This window comes from Campylobacter concisus, assembly GCF_015230015.1.
Classification (GTDB): domain Bacteria; phylum Campylobacterota; class Campylobacteria; order Campylobacterales; family Campylobacteraceae; genus Campylobacter_A; species Campylobacter_A concisus_AF.
In genome coordinates, this window is sequence record NZ_JAAKZC010000005.1 from 78,080 (window position 1) to 94,716 (window position 16,637).

Below are 16,637 nucleotides of genomic sequence, written 5' to 3' on the forward strand. Positions count from 1 at the left end.
AAATGGCTTGATTTTACAAAAAAGTTGCCAAAATTTGGCTTAACGATGCGATTTTATGAGATAAATGGCGTATGCAAAAAGCAAAATAACAGGGAGCACCATGCCGATCTCTGGCAAGATGACTGAGGTTTGAGCAAATTTGGTTAAGATAAAGAGAAGTCCCCAAACTACGAGAGTTATCACAACAAAAATAAATGTTGAGAGTGCTAGGTTAAAAAACCTGCCAGTTACTGGCAAGTGATAGTAGAAAATAAGTAGTAAAAATGGCGCAAAAAATGGCGTGATAGCAAGGTTATAAAAGGCAGTTTTTGCGCTATCAAGCCCTATGCCTTCGTTTTTAAATGTCTTTATAAAATTTATCGCATCAGGTATGTTAAATTTCGAGTTTTCAACGCTTGCAGCACTCTCGATGCTCTTTGGCTTAAAGCCTTTTAGTGCGTCCATACTCACACTCTCTTTTTTGACAAATCCAGCCTCACCAAGCTCTAAAATTTGCGGTAGGCTAGTTTGATTAACATCCTCTAAAACCCACTCGTTATCTTTAAATTTAGCGTGATTAGCAAAGGTTGTCGAGATCAAATTTGTACCATTTATCTCAAAGATCCTCACGTCATTTGCCCTTTGTTTGGCCGAGTTTAGCTCTTTTATATAGATAAATTTGCCTTCAAATTTCAAAAATGAGTCGTTTGTACTCTTTGAAAAAGCGGTGTTTTTTGCAATGCTTTTTTGATAATCATGTGCATAAGCAAATGGTGTAAAATTTAGCCCGACGTAAAAGATCGTCACAAAAAGTGCGATGAGAAATGGTGGCAAAATTAGCTTATTTTTACTGATGCCAAGCGCATAAAAGCTAATTAACTCGTTTGAGCGAACCATATTTACATGTAAAATTATTAGCGCAAAGATGATTGAGAGTGGCAAAACATAGCTGATCGCACTTAGTGATGTAAGACCCACATAGAGTAGCTGAAGGTTTGCAGATGGCGGCAGATCTTTTAAATTTGTAAGCAGATCGATGCCAACATAAAATAGCTCAAGCGCTAAAAATACGATAAGAAAAGATTTTATATAGACCCAGCCAACGTATCTGGCGTATAGTTTCATTTGATAAGACCTTTTTTTACCGTAAATTTTTGTGAAATTTCGTTGATGTCACTCTTTAGCAACTCACAAACCGCATTTTTTGTATAGGCTAAAATTTCATCTAAAGCCTTTTTTTCTTCATCGCTAAACTCTCCAAGGACGAAATTTTTAGCATCGCCCTCATGCCCTATACCAACGCGCACTCTTTCGTAGTCGTTGCCTATTAGATTATCGATCGATTTTATGCCGTTATGTCCGCCGCTACTGCCGCCTTTTTTAAATTTAACCGCGCCAAAACTAAGATCAAGATCGTCGTGGATGACGATGATCCTATCTGGCTTATAAAAGTCTTTTACCGACTTAACACTTTGACCTGAGAGGTTCATAAATGTCGTTGGTTTTAGCAAGATAATGTCGTTAAATTTAAAAACTTCGCCTTGAAATTTAGCTGAGCTAACATCTTTAAAATTTGAGTCTTTTAGGAGGTCTATAAGCATAAAGCCTATGTTATGTCTAGTATTTTCGTATTTGGGGCCAGGATTGCCCAGCCCCGCTATTAGTGTCACAAAAGCCCTTTTTATTTAGCTTTAATAACTCCAAGTACCGCAACACGGTCAGCGTCAATGATAGTAACGCCTTTAGGAGCTGTGATATCGCGAACCAAAATCGTATCATCAATGTCAAGTTTGCTTACATCAACGTCAAATGAATTTGGTAAATTTTCAGCCGTGCATTTTACGCAAAGACGTCTTTTTGACTGGATCAAAACGCCCTTATTTTTAAGACCAATAGGTGTTCCAACTGGCTTAACCGGGATCATATATTTTGATAAAACGCCAGGAAGTGCTACTTTTAGATCCACGTGTTTAAGATCGCTTGTAACAACATCTCTTTGGTAATCAACAATAACGACATTATAAACTTTTCCGCCTACTTTTACATCAAAAGCAAGGCTCTCTTTTTTGCGTGCTTCTTTAATAAAGTCATTTACTTTAAAAGCTGCTGCAACATTCTCTAATCCCTTGCCATAAATGTTGGCGATTAGATAACCATCTCTTCTCAAAGCCTTCGCAGACTTCTTACCGATACTCTCTCTAACGATTCCTTCTAACATCGTTTTCCTTTCATAAAAAATAGGTGCTGATTTTATCTAATGCTTTATAAATTTCAGATAAAGCTTACTAAATTTCTTTAAGTGCGATCACTTCAGGTTGATCTTGTTTGCTTTGAGGTTTGCCAAAATTTACACCATTTTCAAAGCTAAAACCTGCCACATTTGAGCTTTTTATCTTAAGCTGCAAATCGCCCCTGTTGCTAGCATTATCAAGCGCTACTTCGGCACTAATTATCTTATTTTCATAAAGCTCAAGCAAGTGCTGATCAAAAGTTTGCATGCCGTAAGTATTTTTTGACTCAGCTATGGCAAGATCGATCTCATCAAATTTCTCTTCAGCTATGAGCTCTTTTATGCGGGTATTTTTTCTCATGATCTCGACTGCTGGGCGTCTTGTGCCAAAAAGCGTCTTAACTAGCCTTTGTGAGATGACGCAAGCAAGGACTGAAGAGAACATAAGACTGACCTTATCTCGCTCGCCTTGCGGGAAGCTATTTACTATCCTATTTACGCTCTCTTTTGCATCAAGCGTGTGAAGTGTCGAAAGCACCAAGTGTCCAGTCTCTGCAGCCCTAATGGCAGTCTCAATAGTCTCAAGATCTCTCATTTCGCCCACCAAGATGATGTCAGGATCTTCTCTTAGTGAAGCTCTTAGCGCATCTGAGAAATTTAGCGCATCTGAGCCTATAGAGCGTTGGTTGATTATGCTTTTATCGTCGTTAAATACATACTCAATCGGATCTTCGATAGTCACGATGTGTGATCTTTTTGTCTGATTTATTAAATTTATCATACTTGCAAGCGTCGTTGTCTTGCCACTTCCAGTTGGTCCAGTCACTAGGATGATGCCACGAGTGGTCTCGGCGCAAATTTTTTCTATCACGCTTGGTAAATTTAGATCTTTTATGGTTGGAATTTTAGTTGGAGTGACCCTAAAAACAGCAGAAATTCCATTTATCTGCAAAAACATATTTACACGAAAGCAGTACTCATCGTTTAATTTATATGAAAAATCGATATCTTTTTTATCCATAAACTCATCAAATTTAGCCCCCAAAAGCTCATTTGCTATAGCTACCGCATCACTTGGGTCTAAATTTTCTTCGCTAAGTGGCATGATCTCGCCATTAAATCTGCCATAAACTAGGCTTGCAGACTTTAGATGAAGATCGCTACCACCTTTATCCACTAAAGAGCACAGATATGAGTCTAGGTCTTGTTTGGTCATTAAAGTGATTTCATAATATCATCAAATGCTGCAACAAACTGCTTCAAGCCGTCATTTAAAAGCTCTTTATAAGTAGCATTTATATCGATATCATTATTTTTTATGATGTGGAAAAAGCTTGAGATATTTTCTTTACTAGGGGCATTTTTTGCCTCAGCTTTTTCTTTTATAAATTCTTTTATCGTATCTATCGGGGCTGTGTTTATAGAGTTTTTATACATTAGCTCCCTAACGTAATAATCCCCTCTTAAGCCACCGCCTTTTACGCCAGTGCTTGCAAAAAGCGTCCTTACGTTTTCTAAACCAAAATCCTCAATGATATGATAGATATTTGCAGCGTTCATTATACCAATCTGTCCTGTTGGCAAGCTCTTTGCAGACATTGTCTCATCAAGCTTTCTATCAAATCTACTAACAAAAACGCTGATAACGCCTTTTGGCATAGTGGTATCCACAAAGCGGCTTGCATAAGCTTTGCTACCCTCTTTAAAAGCCTCTAGGCAGTTTTTAGCCTGATCTGGCGAGAAAATGAGCGTCGCATTTACGCTGATACCTCTTGCCATGAGCGCACTCATCGCTTCATAACCCTCTTTTGTGGCTGGGATTTTTATCATGACATTTGGCATTGAGATGAGGCTATGAAGCCTGATGCCCTCTTCTATCGTAGCAGCCGTATCACCACTTAAATTTGGATCGACCTCGATGCTAACAAAGCCATCATCGCCATTTGCGTAGTTTTTTAGCATCTTACATGCAGCGATCTTTATATCTTGAGTCGCTAAAATTTCATAGAGGTCTTTTGGGTGACGCTTGTTGCTATTTTGTATGATCTGTTTGTAAGCAGGTGATGCAAAAGCTGTTTTAAAGATAGCTGGGTTGCTTGTAGCTCCGTTTATAACGCCTTTTTCTAGCAAAGAGTTGAATTCGTTTTGTAAAAAATCTCTCTCTATAAAGTCACACCAAAGAGAAAATTTAGCTTCATTGTCATACATTTTTTCACCTTATATATTTTAAAATTTCACGCAGATCCTTGACATCCACGCAATGCGTCGCCTCTTTTTTTAAAATTTCTTTCGCACAAAAGGCAATTTTTAGATTACATTTTCTAAACATAGACACGTCATTGGCTCCGTCGCCAACGCACATGATCTCACTTTTATCTAAATTTAATAGCCCCTTTAAGCGATCTATCATCTCACCTTTTGAGCTACCAAACATCATCTCTCCGCCAACTTCACCTGTTAAAATTCCATCTTTGTGGTGCAAGATATTTGCAAAATTTGCGTCAAATTTAAGTTTTTCTTGCATCTTATCAGTTGCGACATGAAAACCTCCACTAAAGACCACGACCTTTATGCCTTTTTGCTTTAGAGCGTCTATAAGCTCGCTAGCTCCCGGCATGATGGGTAAATTTTTACAAATTTCATCTGCCTTTGAGAGTGGCATTCCTTTTAAAAATTTTACTCTTGCTGTAAGACTTTCAAAAAAATCAAGTTCGCCGTTCATCGAACGCTTAGTTATGCTAGCCACCTCATCGCTGGCATTATTAGCGGCGGCGAGGATATCAATCGTCTCGCCGTCCATTATAGTAGAGTCAAAGTCAAAAACGCAAAGTTTTATCAAGCTATGCCCTAAAAATCACGCTTTAATAGGCTTTCAACCTTTAAAATCGTAAGGATATTTTGATCGCGTTTGCCGATACCATAGATCATGCCTTTGTCTTTTACCAAAGTCTCTGGCGGCGGATCGATCCTGTTACGGTCTATCCTGATAGCCTCCGTCAAGCGGTCTATCACGAAGCCTGCGATGTTATCCTCATCTTTCATGACGATATATCTTGTATTTGAGCTTTGCTTTGTAACATTTAGTGAAAAACGTTTTCGCAAATCAATAAGAGGGATAACGTTTCCACGCAAGTTAAATACACCAAGGACATAGTCAGGCACGCTAGGAACACGGGTGTATTCGATAGGTTTGATTATCTCTTGGATATTTAAAATAGGTATCGCATACTCTTCCTCGCCAACAACAAAGCCTACAAGTTGGACTATATCTTCATTGTTTTTTATCTCAGGCTCGTCAATTTGCTGTTTTTGTTTGCTTAAAACTTGGTTTAGTTTATCATTCATCGCCTAACCCCTAACCTAATTTAATATTTTTTCTAACAACGTTTTCAAGGTACTCTGACGAATATGGTTTTGTGATATATTCAGTCATACCTACCTCTACTCCGCGCAATCTATCAGTTTTAGACGTTCTTGATGTTACTGCTATTAGCGGTAAAGTGCGATACTTAGAGTATTTGCGAATTTCACCAGCTAGAGTATATCCGTCCATCCTTGGCATCTCAATATCAATGAGCACTGCATCAAAGGCATGCTCGCCTGATTTAATTATATTGAGTGCTTCTACTCCATTAGTTGCTTCTATTATTGTGACGCCGATTGGCTCAAGCGATTTTTGCATGATGGTTCTATCCATCTTAGAGTCATCAACTATTAGGACCTTATAATCGCTTGGTTTCTCTTTTGCTTTAGCACTATCTTCCATTTCGGCTCTAATATTTACCTTAATATCCTTTGCCATCTCCATCATAGCGCCAACGTCTATGATAAGAGTTACGCGGCCATCACCTCTTATAGTAGCTCCAGCGATGCCTGGGATATTTTGTAAATAATCGCCCATTGACTTAATAACGATCTCTTCTTGACCAACTAATGTATCTACTATGATGCCCAGTTTTGCCTCGGCAACGCCAATAATTACGACATAAGTTTGATCTCCGCCATCAAAGACTTTATTGACACCAAAGACATCTGAAAGTCTAACAAGAGATAAGACCTCATCTCTTAGTCTTAGAACGTTTTTGCCATCGATCGTGTAAATATCATCAATAGGCACACGAACAGTTTCAAGAACGCTCGCAAGTGGTATCGCATAAAATTCCTCTTGTGTTCCGACAAGAAGTGATTGAATGATCGCAAGTGTAAGTGGAATTTTAAGCTTCATAACTGTGCCTTTTCCAACTTCGCTCTCAATATCAATGATACCATTTAGCTTTTCGATATTTGTCTTAACAACGTCCATACCAACACCACGACCAGATACGTTTGTAACCTTGGCTGCAGTTGAAAATCCTGGCTTAAATATAAGACCAAAAGCCTCTTTCTCACTCATCGCATCAGCTTCTCGCTCAGTGATGATGCCTTTTTCTATCGACTTGGCTTTAAGCATATCAGCATCTAAGCCCTTACCGTCATCAACTATCTCAACAACGATATGATTGCCCTCATTGTAAGCTTTTAGCTGAACAAGGCCTTTTTCAGGTTTGCCCATTGCCTTTCTTGTCTCAGGATCTTCGATACCATGATCGCATGAGTTTCTGATGATGTGAACTAGCGGATCGCCGATCTCTTCAACGATTGACTTATCAAGCTCAGTCTCTTCACCTGAAATTTCAAGGTCGATCTGCTTACCAAGCTCGCGGCTAAGGTCGCGTATCATACGTGGGAATTTATTAAATACTTTAGCTATTGGAAGCATCCTTGTCTTCATAACTGCAAGCTGGATATCAGTCGTAACTAGACTTAGACTTGAGACTACTTGATTTAGCTCTTCAAGAAATTTCTCGCCCTCATATCTCTCTTCTACGTCATCATAAATTTTTAACAAACGGTTTTTACCAAGGACAAGCTCGCCGATTAAATTCATCAAGTGATCAAGTCTTTTTACTTCAACACGTATTGTTTGCTCTTGTGCTACTGCACTGCTACTGCTAGCTGCAGGCACTTTTTTATCTGCATCTCTTTCTCTACTAGGAGCTGGCTTAGGTGCAGGTGCTGGCGCAGCGCTTGTGGCTGGAGCTATCTCTTCAGGAGATTTTGGAGCTATGCCTTTTGAAGCACGTCTTGCTTGATCTTCAGCCTTTCTAACTTTTAAAAGTCTTTCTATCTCAGCTTCAACCTCAGAGTCACTTAGCTTTGAAAGCTCGGCATCACTTACTTCAGGAGCTGCTTCTTCGGCTGGTGCGACAGGTTCTGGCTCTTTTACTGGCTCAGGTGCTGGTGCGGCTGGAGCTTCTGCGGCTGCGCTTGGTGCTTCACCTTCAGAAATTTGAGTAAGTCTTACACAAATATTTTTGATATCAATGCCAGCGGCTGCGTCACTACCGTTATCTCTAATGCTCTCAAGTAGTCCCTTCATCATATCAACTGACTCAAGAACAACGTCCATGATGTCTGGAGTGATTTTTAGCTCGCCTTTTCTAGCTTTGTTTAAAACATCCTCCATGTGGTGAGTAAGCTCTGTTAAAACGTCAAAATTTAAAAAGCTTGAGCTACCTTTTACTGTGTGAGCAACACGGAAAATTCTATTTAAAAGCTCCAAGTCTTCAGGGTTTGCCTCTAGTTCAACAAGATCATGGTCTATCTGCTCAATAAGTTCGAAAGCCTCTATTAAAAAGTCTTCCATTATTTCTTTCATATCATCCATACTTCACCTCACTTCGCAGATTTAGAATGTGCTTCAATCACTTTTAGCACCTCTTGATAAAATACACCAGCATCAAATTTTGTAAGATACGCAGCACCACCGGCTTCTTTACTCTTAACCTCACTAAATTCGTTGCTTAATGAAGAGTTAAACACAATCGGAACATCTTTAAATCTATCATCATTTTTAATAGTTGAAGCAAAGCGGTATCCATCCATTTGTGGCATTTCGATATCACTTAAGATAACTCTAAGCTCTTTTGTTAAGTTATCTCCATATCTTTGATAAAGCTCTTCCATTCTCTCTAATCCCTCAACGCCGTTTTTAGCTTCAACTACGCTAAGACCCATCTTCTCAAGTGCGTCTTTTACTAGCTTTCTAGCAGTAGAGCTATCATCTAGAACTAAAGCAGCACCTTTGATCTTTTGATCTTCTGTTACGTCAAATTCGATCTTTGGTGAGTAAATTCCTAGCTCTTCAACGATGCTTTCAAGATCAAGAATTAAAAGTACTTCGTCATTTTCTATTCTTGTTACGCCTGTGATCTTGCCTTTATCCAGAGTGCCAGCTCCAGCAGCAAAATTTGCAGGCTCTATATCTTTCCAGTTTATACGTCTGATCCTCTTGGCCTCATGGACGATAAAACCGATTAATATACCGCTAAATTCAGCGATAATAACACGTGGCTTTATGACTACACCCTCAGTTGGCTCGACGATATTCATCCATCTTGCCAAATTTATAACAGGGATAACCACACCTCTTAAATCAAAAATTCCCTCGATATACTCAGGAACGCCAGGAAGCTCGGTAAGATTTGGCATCTTAATGATCTCCCGCACCTTTGCGACATTGACTCCGTATATTCCTTCATATACTTTGTTTTCGGCCTTTTTAAAGATACGAAAATCAACAAGTTCCATCTCGTTTGAGCCCGTTTTTAGTACGTTGTCTCCAAACATCAATGTCCTTTCAAACTCATTTTGAGCAAATTCAACTTTTGCTGGGCGTATTCTACAACAAAAAAACTTTGCTCGCATGCAAAACAAGGTAAATTTATATAAAATCTATCGTAAATATCAAATAGCTCACCTTGATGATAGTGTCCCTCTATCACTATACTTGCGTCAAAGCCCTGCAAATGCTTGCTCATTAGCTCCTTGAAGTTTGAAATTTTATAGTGTAGATTTTTCTTAGTAAGTTTGGTTAGTATCGCTTTTGAAATTTTAAAATCCAAAATTTTATCAAGCGCATTCATAAATTTCAAAAACCATCTAAGCCTTAAAAACCTAAGCGCATACTTATCTATGAAAGGTAAAAATATATCTCCGTGTGCGATCTGGACGCACTCACCGCTTATGGTTCTAAATTTGACTGGCTGAGCGCAAATATCATAAACCTTTACCCCCTCAAAGCTTAGTCTCTCGCCTCCGTCCCAAAAATCTCTAGTTTTATTAAATAAATTTGATAGCCTAAAATCGTGGTTGCCCTCAAAGTAAAAAATTTCAACCTTTTGTGAAATTTTATTTATAAGCCTTAAGTGCTCAGCGTAAAATTCTCTTGTATATTCGCCCTCGCCCGTTAAAAAATCAAATATATCGCCAAGCAAGAAAATTTGCGGTGGCTCTTTGATCTCTCCACTATCAACGGCGCGTAAAAATTTCAAAAATCCATCGCGGTTTATGTTTTCATGCGCATCAGCTAAAAAGATTGCGCCTTCTTTTATAACGGGGGCATATAGATATTCGCTCAAATTTTGCCTTAATTAAAAATTAGCAGAGCCAAAAAGCAGTTTTTAGCTCTTTGTCTCATCTTTTTAGTCAAATTTTATAGGCTTGTAGCAGATCTTAACGATCTCAACATCGCTTCTGCCTTTTGGTAAATTTAGCGCGACCTCATCACCTTCAGCCTTGCCTAAAAGTTGCTTTGCAAGTGGCGAGTTTATCGAGATGTAGCCCTTGTCTAGATCACTTTCGCTAACACCAACTATCGTGTAAGTGTGCTCAACCTCAGTCTCTTCGTCCATTATCGTTACACTTGAGCCAAATCTCACCCTATCATGCTCGTAGCTACTTGGATCGATCACCTCTGCGTTTGCTAAAAGCGCGCTAAGCTCTGCGATCCTAGCGTCTATAAAGGCTTGTTTTTCTTTTGCAGCGTGATACTCGGCATTTTCTTTTAGATCGCCGTGGCTTCTTGCGATGTCGATCTCTGTTACGATTTGAGGGCGCTGCACTAGCCTTAGATCCTTTAGCTCAGCTTCTATCTTCTCGTATCCGTGCATTGTCATTGGTTCACTCATTTTTTACTCCATATTTTTTAAAATTTTTACTACATTTTTACTGCTGCCATGCCCTAAGTAGGCCCTTAGCTCATCGCAGCCTTTTAAGAATTTTTGCCTATCACAGCTCTTGTAAGCTCTTAGCAAATTTTCAGCCGTTGCAAACTCTTGTATAAACTCCTCATGAAGTGGCTCTTTGCCCATGAAGTCAAACATTATATTTGCAAGTCCCGCGTGCTTGATCTTTACAAATTTCCTAGCGATAAAAACATCTATCGCTTTTGCTTTATATGCTAGCACAAATGGCGTGCCAATGAGCGCTGCCTCAAGCGTAGCAGTACCAGAGCAAACAAAGGCAAAATCGCTCTCATACAAGGCTTCAGGTGTGTTTGAGATGATCTCAAAGTTGCTCACATCGCCATAAATTTCACCCACTTTATCAAGCAAAAATGGCGGCACGACAAGCAGCCTTTTTGCCTCTATCTTTTTAGCAAGCTCTCTATAAACTGGCATCAGCCTTGAAATCTCTGACCTTCTTGATCCCGGCAAAAACGCCACTTTACCACTGCTACTTAGGCTAGTTTTCTTAAGCTTTATCTCATCCATCAAAGGATGGCCCACGTAGGTCGAGCGGCTATAAAATTTCGCATCAAATGGCAGGATCGAAGCTAGGTTGTCACAGTATCTCTCCACAACGCTCACTCTTTTTGGCTTCCACGCCCAAACTTGCGGCAAGATATAGTATGTCACGGCTGCTTTTGCACCGGCCTCTTTTATCGCCTTTGCAAGCAGCAGGTTAAAGGCTGGACTATCTATTAGCAGCACTGCATCAGCCTCTTTTGCCATCTGGCTCATCGCCTTCATCGCCTTTTTTGCTTTAAAAATGAGTGGCAAAACCTCGACAAAGCCCATCGCTGAAAACTCGCTGCTTTTCATATATGGCGTGCCAAGCTCTTCGCTAAAAATTCCCATTAGCTCAAATTCGCCCTCGAAATTTTTCAAAATTTCTTTTAAATGCAAATTTGCCGATGGCTCAAGAGCGGAGACTAAAATTTTCATTTACACACTTTCATCAGGTCTTTTTTTGGGGGGCATTATACGCAAAAATTCTTTAAAATTTTAAGAAAGCTGTGCTAAAATCCAACCCTTTAAAGGATAAAATTTGAAAGAAATTTTGATAACAAATGACGATGGATTTGAGGCGACTGGGTTGTTTGCCTTAAAAGAAGCTTTAAGCGAGTTAGATGGCGTAAATGTCACGATCGTAGCTCCAAGCTCTGAAAAATCAGCCTGCGCTCACTCGCTAACTCTCACAAGGCCACTTAGATTTATAAAACTTGATGATAACTTTTTTAAACTTGACGACGCAACGCCCAGCGACTGCGTATATCTCGCACTTCACGCACTTTATAACAAAAAGCCAGATCTAGTGATAAGTGGCATAAATCACGGGGCAAATTTAGGCGAGGACATCACCTACTCTGGCACGTGTGGAGCGGCGATGGAGGGCGTTTTGCAGGGCATTAGAAGCATCGCTTTTTCGCAGTTTTATGAAAACAACTCACTAAACGAACTTGGCTTTGAGCTAGCAAAAGAGGTGGTGAAATTTATCACTCCAAAGGTGCTAAATGATGAAATTTCTCTAAATCCAAGGGAATTTCTAAACGTAAATATCCCAGCTAGAACTAGCAAAAATTTCAAAGGTTACACCGTCGTGCCAGCTGGCAGACGCACTTACGCCACGCATGCCACGCTTAATCGCAATCCAAGAGGCATCGAGTACTACTGGCTTGGAAACGCCGCACTTGAATACGAAAAAGGCGAGCCAAGCGACATCAGCAAGGTAAATGAGGGCTTTGCCACGATAACGCCCATAAAACTAAATATGACCTCATACGAGAGCTTGGAGAGTTTAAAAGGGAAATTTGATGCAAAATGATAGATTTACAAGGATAAGATGGCTATTTGGCGAGGATGGTTTTAGCAAGCTTCAAAGCGCAAAAGTGCTAGTTTGCGGAGCTGGAGGCGTTGGCGGGATGTGCGTGGATGCGCTCGCTAGAAGCGGGGTCGGGAGCATCACACTGATCGATAAAGACATCTTTGACGTGACAAATCAAAACCGCCAAATTTACAGCGAAAATGTAGGCGGCGTAAAGGTGGAGGAGTTTGCCAAAATTTATCCTTGCGTCACGCCTATGCAGACGCTAATCACGCCTGAGTTTGTCGCTGGATTTGACTTTAGTAAATTTGACGTGGTAATCGATGCTATCGATGATATCACCGCCAAAATCGCCCTTGCAAACGCAGTAGATCCTAGCAAATTTATAGCCTCAATGGGTGGGGCAAAAAGGGTTGATCCAACCAAGATAAAGGTGGCTAGCGTTTGGAAAACTTCGGTCGATCCACTAGCTAGAAAATATAGATATGAGCTAAAAAGATCGGGCTTTAGTGGTAAATTTGACGTGGTTTTTTCAACAGAAGAGCCCATCTGCAAACCACTTGGCAGCTTCATGGGCGTGACTGCCTGCTTTGGACTAAATTTAGCCTCACTAGCTGTTAAAAAGATAGTTGAGCAGTAAGTCTAAATTTATAACAAATTTTGAAATTCGAGCTGGCTATCGCGGTTTTAAATTTAATGGCGAGCCTACGAAGCAAAAGAGCTACCCTTCTCTCTACCTAATCCCGGCTCAGACGACATTAAAGTGGGCTAAAACACTGCATGCAATTAAAAACTTCTGTCAAATTTTAAAATTTGCAAGCGACATATCACGGCTCTAAATTTAGTGCTAAACGAAGTGTAGCCTAAATTTAGTAGTCTGCTAAGGCGAGTGAGTAAAGTTTTAAAATTTGCAAAATAGCTTTATCAAGTCAGATAAGTGTCAGCAAATTTTAAAATTTCATGAACGAGTAATTTCGGCTCTAAAATTTGGGCTAAGCGGTAAGCGAAGCCAAATTTTAGTAGTCAATTCTTGCGAGTGAATGGAATTTTAAAATTTGTAAAATAATAAATTTCTATTTTTAAAATACAGACCTTAATTTTAAAAACTCTTTTATTCAAAAGGGAGACAAGGGGACTTGAGTTACGAAGCCGTCCCCTTATCTCCCTTTAGATCCCACAATCCCCTCGCACGTTCAAAGTGCATGCCTCAGTGCTTCGCACTGCATGCGTTCTATTCTAGAAAGTCTCCCTCAAATTTTAAAATTTATGAACGAGCATATCACGCTTCTAAATTTAGTGGCAAATGACTATGAGCCCTAAATTTAGTAAGTTGCTAAGGCGAGTGAGTAAAGTTTTAAAATTTGTAAAAATAGCTTGATTAAATTTTCAAATTGGTAAAGCTTTAAAAATTAAAAAACCAATAAATTTAGACCTTTATTCAAAGAGAGTTAAATTTAAAGTAGCCAGCTGCAAATTCAGCAGCCAGCCAAAAATTTAGTTTTTATGTATGCGAAGGTAGCTATTTAATGCGCCAACATAGGCCTTAGCGCTTGCCATCATTGTGTCAATATCAAGTCCGTGACCCATTACGGCCGTTTTGCCCTCAAACTCAACTTTTACATCGACCTTTGCAAGAGCGTCCTTACCCTGAGAGACAGCTGTAACCTTGTAGTCTTTTAGCGTGCCACTAATGCCACTAATGCGATCAACTACCTTAAATATCGCATCAGCAGTGCCATTGCCAAGGGCTGAGTCGCTAACAATCTCGTCGTTGTGCCTGATGCTCATAGAAGCACTTGCTAAGCTGCCGCCGCTACTTTGAAGCAAGTCTGTGATCTCGTAAGCTTGTGGGATCTTAGTGATCTCTTCTGCTACAAGCGCCCTGATATCATCGTCAAATATCTCTTTTTTCTTGTCCGCCAACTCTTTAAATTTCTCAAACGCCTTATTTAACGCCTCGCTATCAAGGTCAAATCCAAGAGTTGCGAGCTTATCCTTAAACGCATGGCGGCCGCTGTGCTTGCCAAGAACGAGCGAATTTTTCTCTAGGCCGATACTCTCAGCGCTGATGATCTCGTAGGTCTCTTTGTGTTTTAGCACGCCGTCTTGGTGGATGCCACTCTCGTGTGCAAAGGCGTTTTTGCCAACGATCGCCTTATTTGGCTGTGGCTCGATGCCTGTGATACTAGCGATCAGCCTTGAAGTTGGATAAATTTCTTTTGAGATGATGCCAGTGTAAAGCGGCGCAAAGACGTCTTGGCGAGTTTTGATAGCCATCACGATCTCTTCAAGCGCAGCATTTCCAGCACGCTCACCTATGCCATTTATCGTGCCCTCAACCTGCCTTGCACCAGCTTTTATGGCGGCTAGCGAATTTGCCGTAGCCATGCCTAGATCGTTGTGGTTATGCACCGAAACTACCGCTCTATCGCCTATAAATTTTACTATTTCGCTAATGCGAGCTGCGATCTCCTCTGGATACAAGTAGCCAACCGTATCTGGGATGTTTATGGTTTTTGCCCCTGCGTTTATCGCTGCGTCACAAATTTCTTTTAAAAAGCTCATCTCACTTCTGCATGCATCCTCGCAGCTAAACTCTACGTCATCGCAAAATGTTTTTGAGTATTGTACCGCCTCAACCGCACGCCTGATCACCTCGTCTGGGCTCATTTTTAACTTATACTCCATGTGTATCGGGCTTGTTGCTATGAAGGTGTGAATTCTTTTGTTTTTTGCTGGAGCTAGTGCCTCGCCAGCTGCCTTAATATCACGCTCAACTGCACGTGCAAGCGAGCAGACAGTGATGTTTGAAGCTTGCTTTGCGATCTGATTTACCGCGTCAAAATCCCCTGGGCTAGCCGCTGCAAATCCAGCCTCCATCACATCAACACCAAGCCTTTCAAGCTGAAGTGCGATCTGTAGCTTTTCAGCTGTGTTCATAGAGGCTCCTGGGCTTTGTTCGCCATCTCTTAAAGTCGTATCAAAGATTATAATTTTATTTTTATCCATTTTTTGTCCTTTTATTATTTTTTATATTTAAATTTAATGAGTTAAGTAAAGAAGAATTTGCTACCTAAGTAGCAGCAGTAGAGAGTTTTTGATTTCGATTTTTGGTAAAAATTTGCGTAATTTTATTATGCCGTTTTCGCTCATTCGCTCTCCTTTTTTTTGTGATTTTTGCTAAACATTATCGCCGCTCTAATAATACCATAAAGCATATAAACGCTCATCAAAAAGGTCGCACTCTCGTAAGGATATAGATAAAGCATAGAAAATGCAACCACAAGCGCTACTAAAATTCGTATAACATGAGTTTGTTTTAAATTCATCTTTTTAAAGCTTGGGTAGCGGATGTTGCTAACCATCAAGATAGCCAAAACCGCTTCAAGCAATATCAAACACCACTCAAAGCCATACAAAAACTCATACTTTAAATAAACTCCAACCCAAAGTACTCCAATGATAGCTGCTGATGGTATAGGAAGTCCAATAAATACATTTGGCTCATAGGTGCCTGTGGTGACATTAAAGCGAGCAAGCCTAATTGCTCCAAAGACTACAAACATAGCTGCTATTAACGCACCAAATCTGCCAAATTTTGCACCAACTGTTAGATAAAATAAAATCGCTGGAGCAACGCCAAATGCTACAAGGTCTGCAAGGCTATCAAACTCTACTCCAAATTTACTTGTAGTCTTTGTAAGTCTTGCCACACGTCCATCAAGTCCGTCTAAAATCAGTGAAAGAATGATGTAAATAATAGCTTTAAAATAGTTCCCCTGAATAGATGAAATAATGCTTATAACTCCCAAAAAAGCGCTTGCTGCGGTAAATAAATTTGGCAAGATATACATTAACTGCATTTTTTGTAAGCTATTCATTTTATTTTTCCTCTTCAAAGTATCCAAGAAGTGAAGCAGCTTTAACGCTCTCGCCAACACTTACGCAAATTTTAGTATCTCTTGGCAAGTATAAAATCACTTCGCCGCTTCCTAAAAAGCCAAATTTTCTAGAGGCTTTTAGACTAGCAATGTTATAAATTTCCAAACTTCTACTAAAAACTCCAGCTATGATCTTCATAGCAAATTTGATATTTCCTTTTTCAAAACGAATTATCGCTCTTTCATTTAGCATCTCTGAAATTTTCATAGCCTGACACAAAAATAGTCCGTGCCTTCTTTTGATATCAACGACCCTAGCGTCACTAACTACCCTTAGCGTGCCAACGCCAAAAAAAGGCTTTGAGATAACTATCTTAGCTACTTCTTTGTCATCAAAATTTGAAACACTGATCTCTTTTATCTTGCCATCTATAGGCGAAAGTAAAGCTAGTTTATCGTCAGTAAAAGGCTCTCTTTCAGGGTCTCTAAAAAAATATAGAGTTAAAAGAAGTAACGCTAGAAAAAATAGTGGCACAAACCCAAATAACACAGATATAACAAGTAAAATCAAAAAGAATAATATATATTTATACCCTGCCTTTGTGATGTAGCCACTCATT

General features: G+C 39.8%; 17 protein-coding genes. 2 read left to right on the top strand and 15 right to left on the bottom strand.

The window, feature by feature from the left end:
- Positions 1–39 precede the first annotated feature (39 nt).
- The 12 genes from G6W42_RS04065 to lpxB form a co-directional block, all read right to left on the bottom strand.
- Positions 40–1,104 (bottom strand): LptF/LptG family permease, encoded by a 1,065-nt coding sequence (locus G6W42_RS04065; RefSeq protein WP_194173047.1) that lies wholly within the window; start codon positions 1,102–1,104, stop codon positions 40–42.
- Positions 1,101–1,649, bottom strand: coding sequence for an aminoacyl-tRNA hydrolase (gene pth / locus G6W42_RS04070; RefSeq protein ID WP_194173048.1), 549 nt, complete (start codon positions 1,647–1,649; stop codon positions 1,101–1,103). The genes G6W42_RS04065 and pth overlap by 4 nt, the downstream gene beginning before the upstream one ends.
- Positions 1,650–1,660: 11 nt before the next feature.
- On the bottom strand, positions 1,661–2,197 hold the full coding sequence (locus G6W42_RS04075; RefSeq protein ID WP_002939542.1) for a 50S ribosomal protein L25/general stress protein Ctc: 537 nt from the start codon (positions 2,195–2,197) through the stop codon (positions 1,661–1,663).
- Positions 2,198–2,264: 67 nt separating this feature from the next.
- On the bottom strand, positions 2,265–3,425 hold the full coding sequence (locus tag G6W42_RS04080; RefSeq protein WP_194173049.1) for a type IV pilus twitching motility protein PilT: 1,161 nt from the start codon (positions 3,423–3,425) through the stop codon (positions 2,265–2,267).
- Positions 3,425–4,417 carry a transaldolase gene (locus tag G6W42_RS04085; protein WP_194173050.1) on the bottom strand — a complete coding sequence of 331 codons (993 nt, stop codon included), beginning with the start codon at positions 4,415–4,417 and terminating at the stop codon, positions 3,425–3,427. The genes G6W42_RS04080 and G6W42_RS04085 overlap by 1 nt, the downstream gene beginning before the upstream one ends.
- A 4-nt stretch (positions 4,418–4,421) precedes the next feature.
- Positions 4,422–5,048: a phosphoserine phosphatase SerB gene (serB, locus tag G6W42_RS04090; RefSeq protein WP_194173051.1), complete on the bottom strand. Its 627-nt coding sequence runs from the start codon at positions 5,046–5,048 to the stop codon at positions 4,422–4,424.
- A gap of 8 nt (positions 5,049–5,056) precedes the next feature.
- On the bottom strand, positions 5,057–5,554 hold the full coding sequence (locus tag G6W42_RS04095; RefSeq protein WP_021087872.1) for a chemotaxis protein CheW: 498 nt from the start codon (positions 5,552–5,554) through the stop codon (positions 5,057–5,059).
- Positions 5,555–5,564: 10 nt separating this feature from the next.
- Positions 5,565–7,916 carry a hybrid sensor histidine kinase/response regulator gene (locus G6W42_RS04100; RefSeq protein ID WP_194173052.1) on the bottom strand — a complete coding sequence of 784 codons (2,352 nt, stop codon included), beginning with the start codon at positions 7,914–7,916 and terminating at the stop codon, positions 5,565–5,567.
- Between the two features lie 8 nt (positions 7,917–7,924).
- Positions 7,925–8,878: a chemotaxis protein gene (locus G6W42_RS04105; RefSeq protein ID WP_087581061.1), complete on the bottom strand. Its 954-nt coding sequence runs from the start codon at positions 8,876–8,878 to the stop codon at positions 7,925–7,927.
- On the bottom strand, positions 8,878–9,669 hold the full coding sequence (locus tag G6W42_RS04110; protein ID WP_194173053.1) for a UDP-2,3-diacylglucosamine diphosphatase: 792 nt from the start codon (positions 9,667–9,669) through the stop codon (positions 8,878–8,880). The genes G6W42_RS04105 and G6W42_RS04110 overlap by 1 nt, the downstream gene beginning before the upstream one ends.
- Before the next feature lie 63 nt (positions 9,670–9,732).
- Complete coding sequence (gene greA, locus G6W42_RS04115) at positions 9,733–10,218, bottom strand: transcription elongation factor GreA (RefSeq protein ID WP_012001423.1); 486 nt, start codon at positions 10,216–10,218, stop codon at positions 9,733–9,735.
- 3 nt (positions 10,219–10,221) lie between these two features.
- Entirely contained in the window at positions 10,222–11,256 is a 1,035-nt protein-coding gene (gene lpxB, locus G6W42_RS04120; protein ID WP_194173054.1) for a lipid-A-disaccharide synthase, read from the bottom strand.
- A gap of 103 nt (positions 11,257–11,359) precedes the next feature.
- Here lpxB and surE point away from each other — a divergent pair, with 103 nt between their 5' ends.
- Both surE and G6W42_RS04130 read left to right on the top strand, forming a co-directional pair.
- On the top strand, positions 11,360–12,136 hold the full coding sequence (gene surE / locus G6W42_RS04125) for a 5'/3'-nucleotidase SurE (protein ID WP_194173055.1): 777 nt from the start codon (positions 11,360–11,362) through the stop codon (positions 12,134–12,136).
- Positions 12,126–12,776, top strand: a complete 651-nt coding sequence (locus G6W42_RS04130; RefSeq protein WP_194173056.1) for a tRNA threonylcarbamoyladenosine dehydratase — start codon at positions 12,126–12,128, stop codon at positions 12,774–12,776. Before surE ends, G6W42_RS04130 begins: the two co-directional genes overlap by 11 nt.
- Before the next feature lie 854 nt (positions 12,777–13,630).
- Here G6W42_RS04130 and G6W42_RS04135 read toward each other — a convergent pair.
- The 3 genes from G6W42_RS04135 to G6W42_RS04145 form a co-directional block, all read right to left on the bottom strand.
- The gene (locus tag G6W42_RS04135) at positions 13,631–15,145 is read right to left on the bottom strand and encodes a 2-isopropylmalate synthase (protein WP_194173057.1); all 1,515 of its coding nucleotides are present in this window, start codon (positions 15,143–15,145) and stop codon (positions 13,631–13,633) included.
- A gap of 140 nt (positions 15,146–15,285) precedes the next feature.
- The gene (gene pssA, locus G6W42_RS04140; protein ID WP_194173058.1) at positions 15,286–16,017 is read right to left on the bottom strand and encodes a CDP-diacylglycerol--serine O-phosphatidyltransferase; all 732 of its coding nucleotides are present in this window, start codon (positions 16,015–16,017) and stop codon (positions 15,286–15,288) included.
- A 1-nt stretch (position 16,018) separates the two neighbouring features.
- Entirely contained in the window at positions 16,019–16,636 is a 618-nt protein-coding gene (locus G6W42_RS04145) for a phosphatidylserine decarboxylase (RefSeq protein ID WP_194173059.1), read from the bottom strand.
- Position 16,637 lies beyond the last annotated feature (1 nt).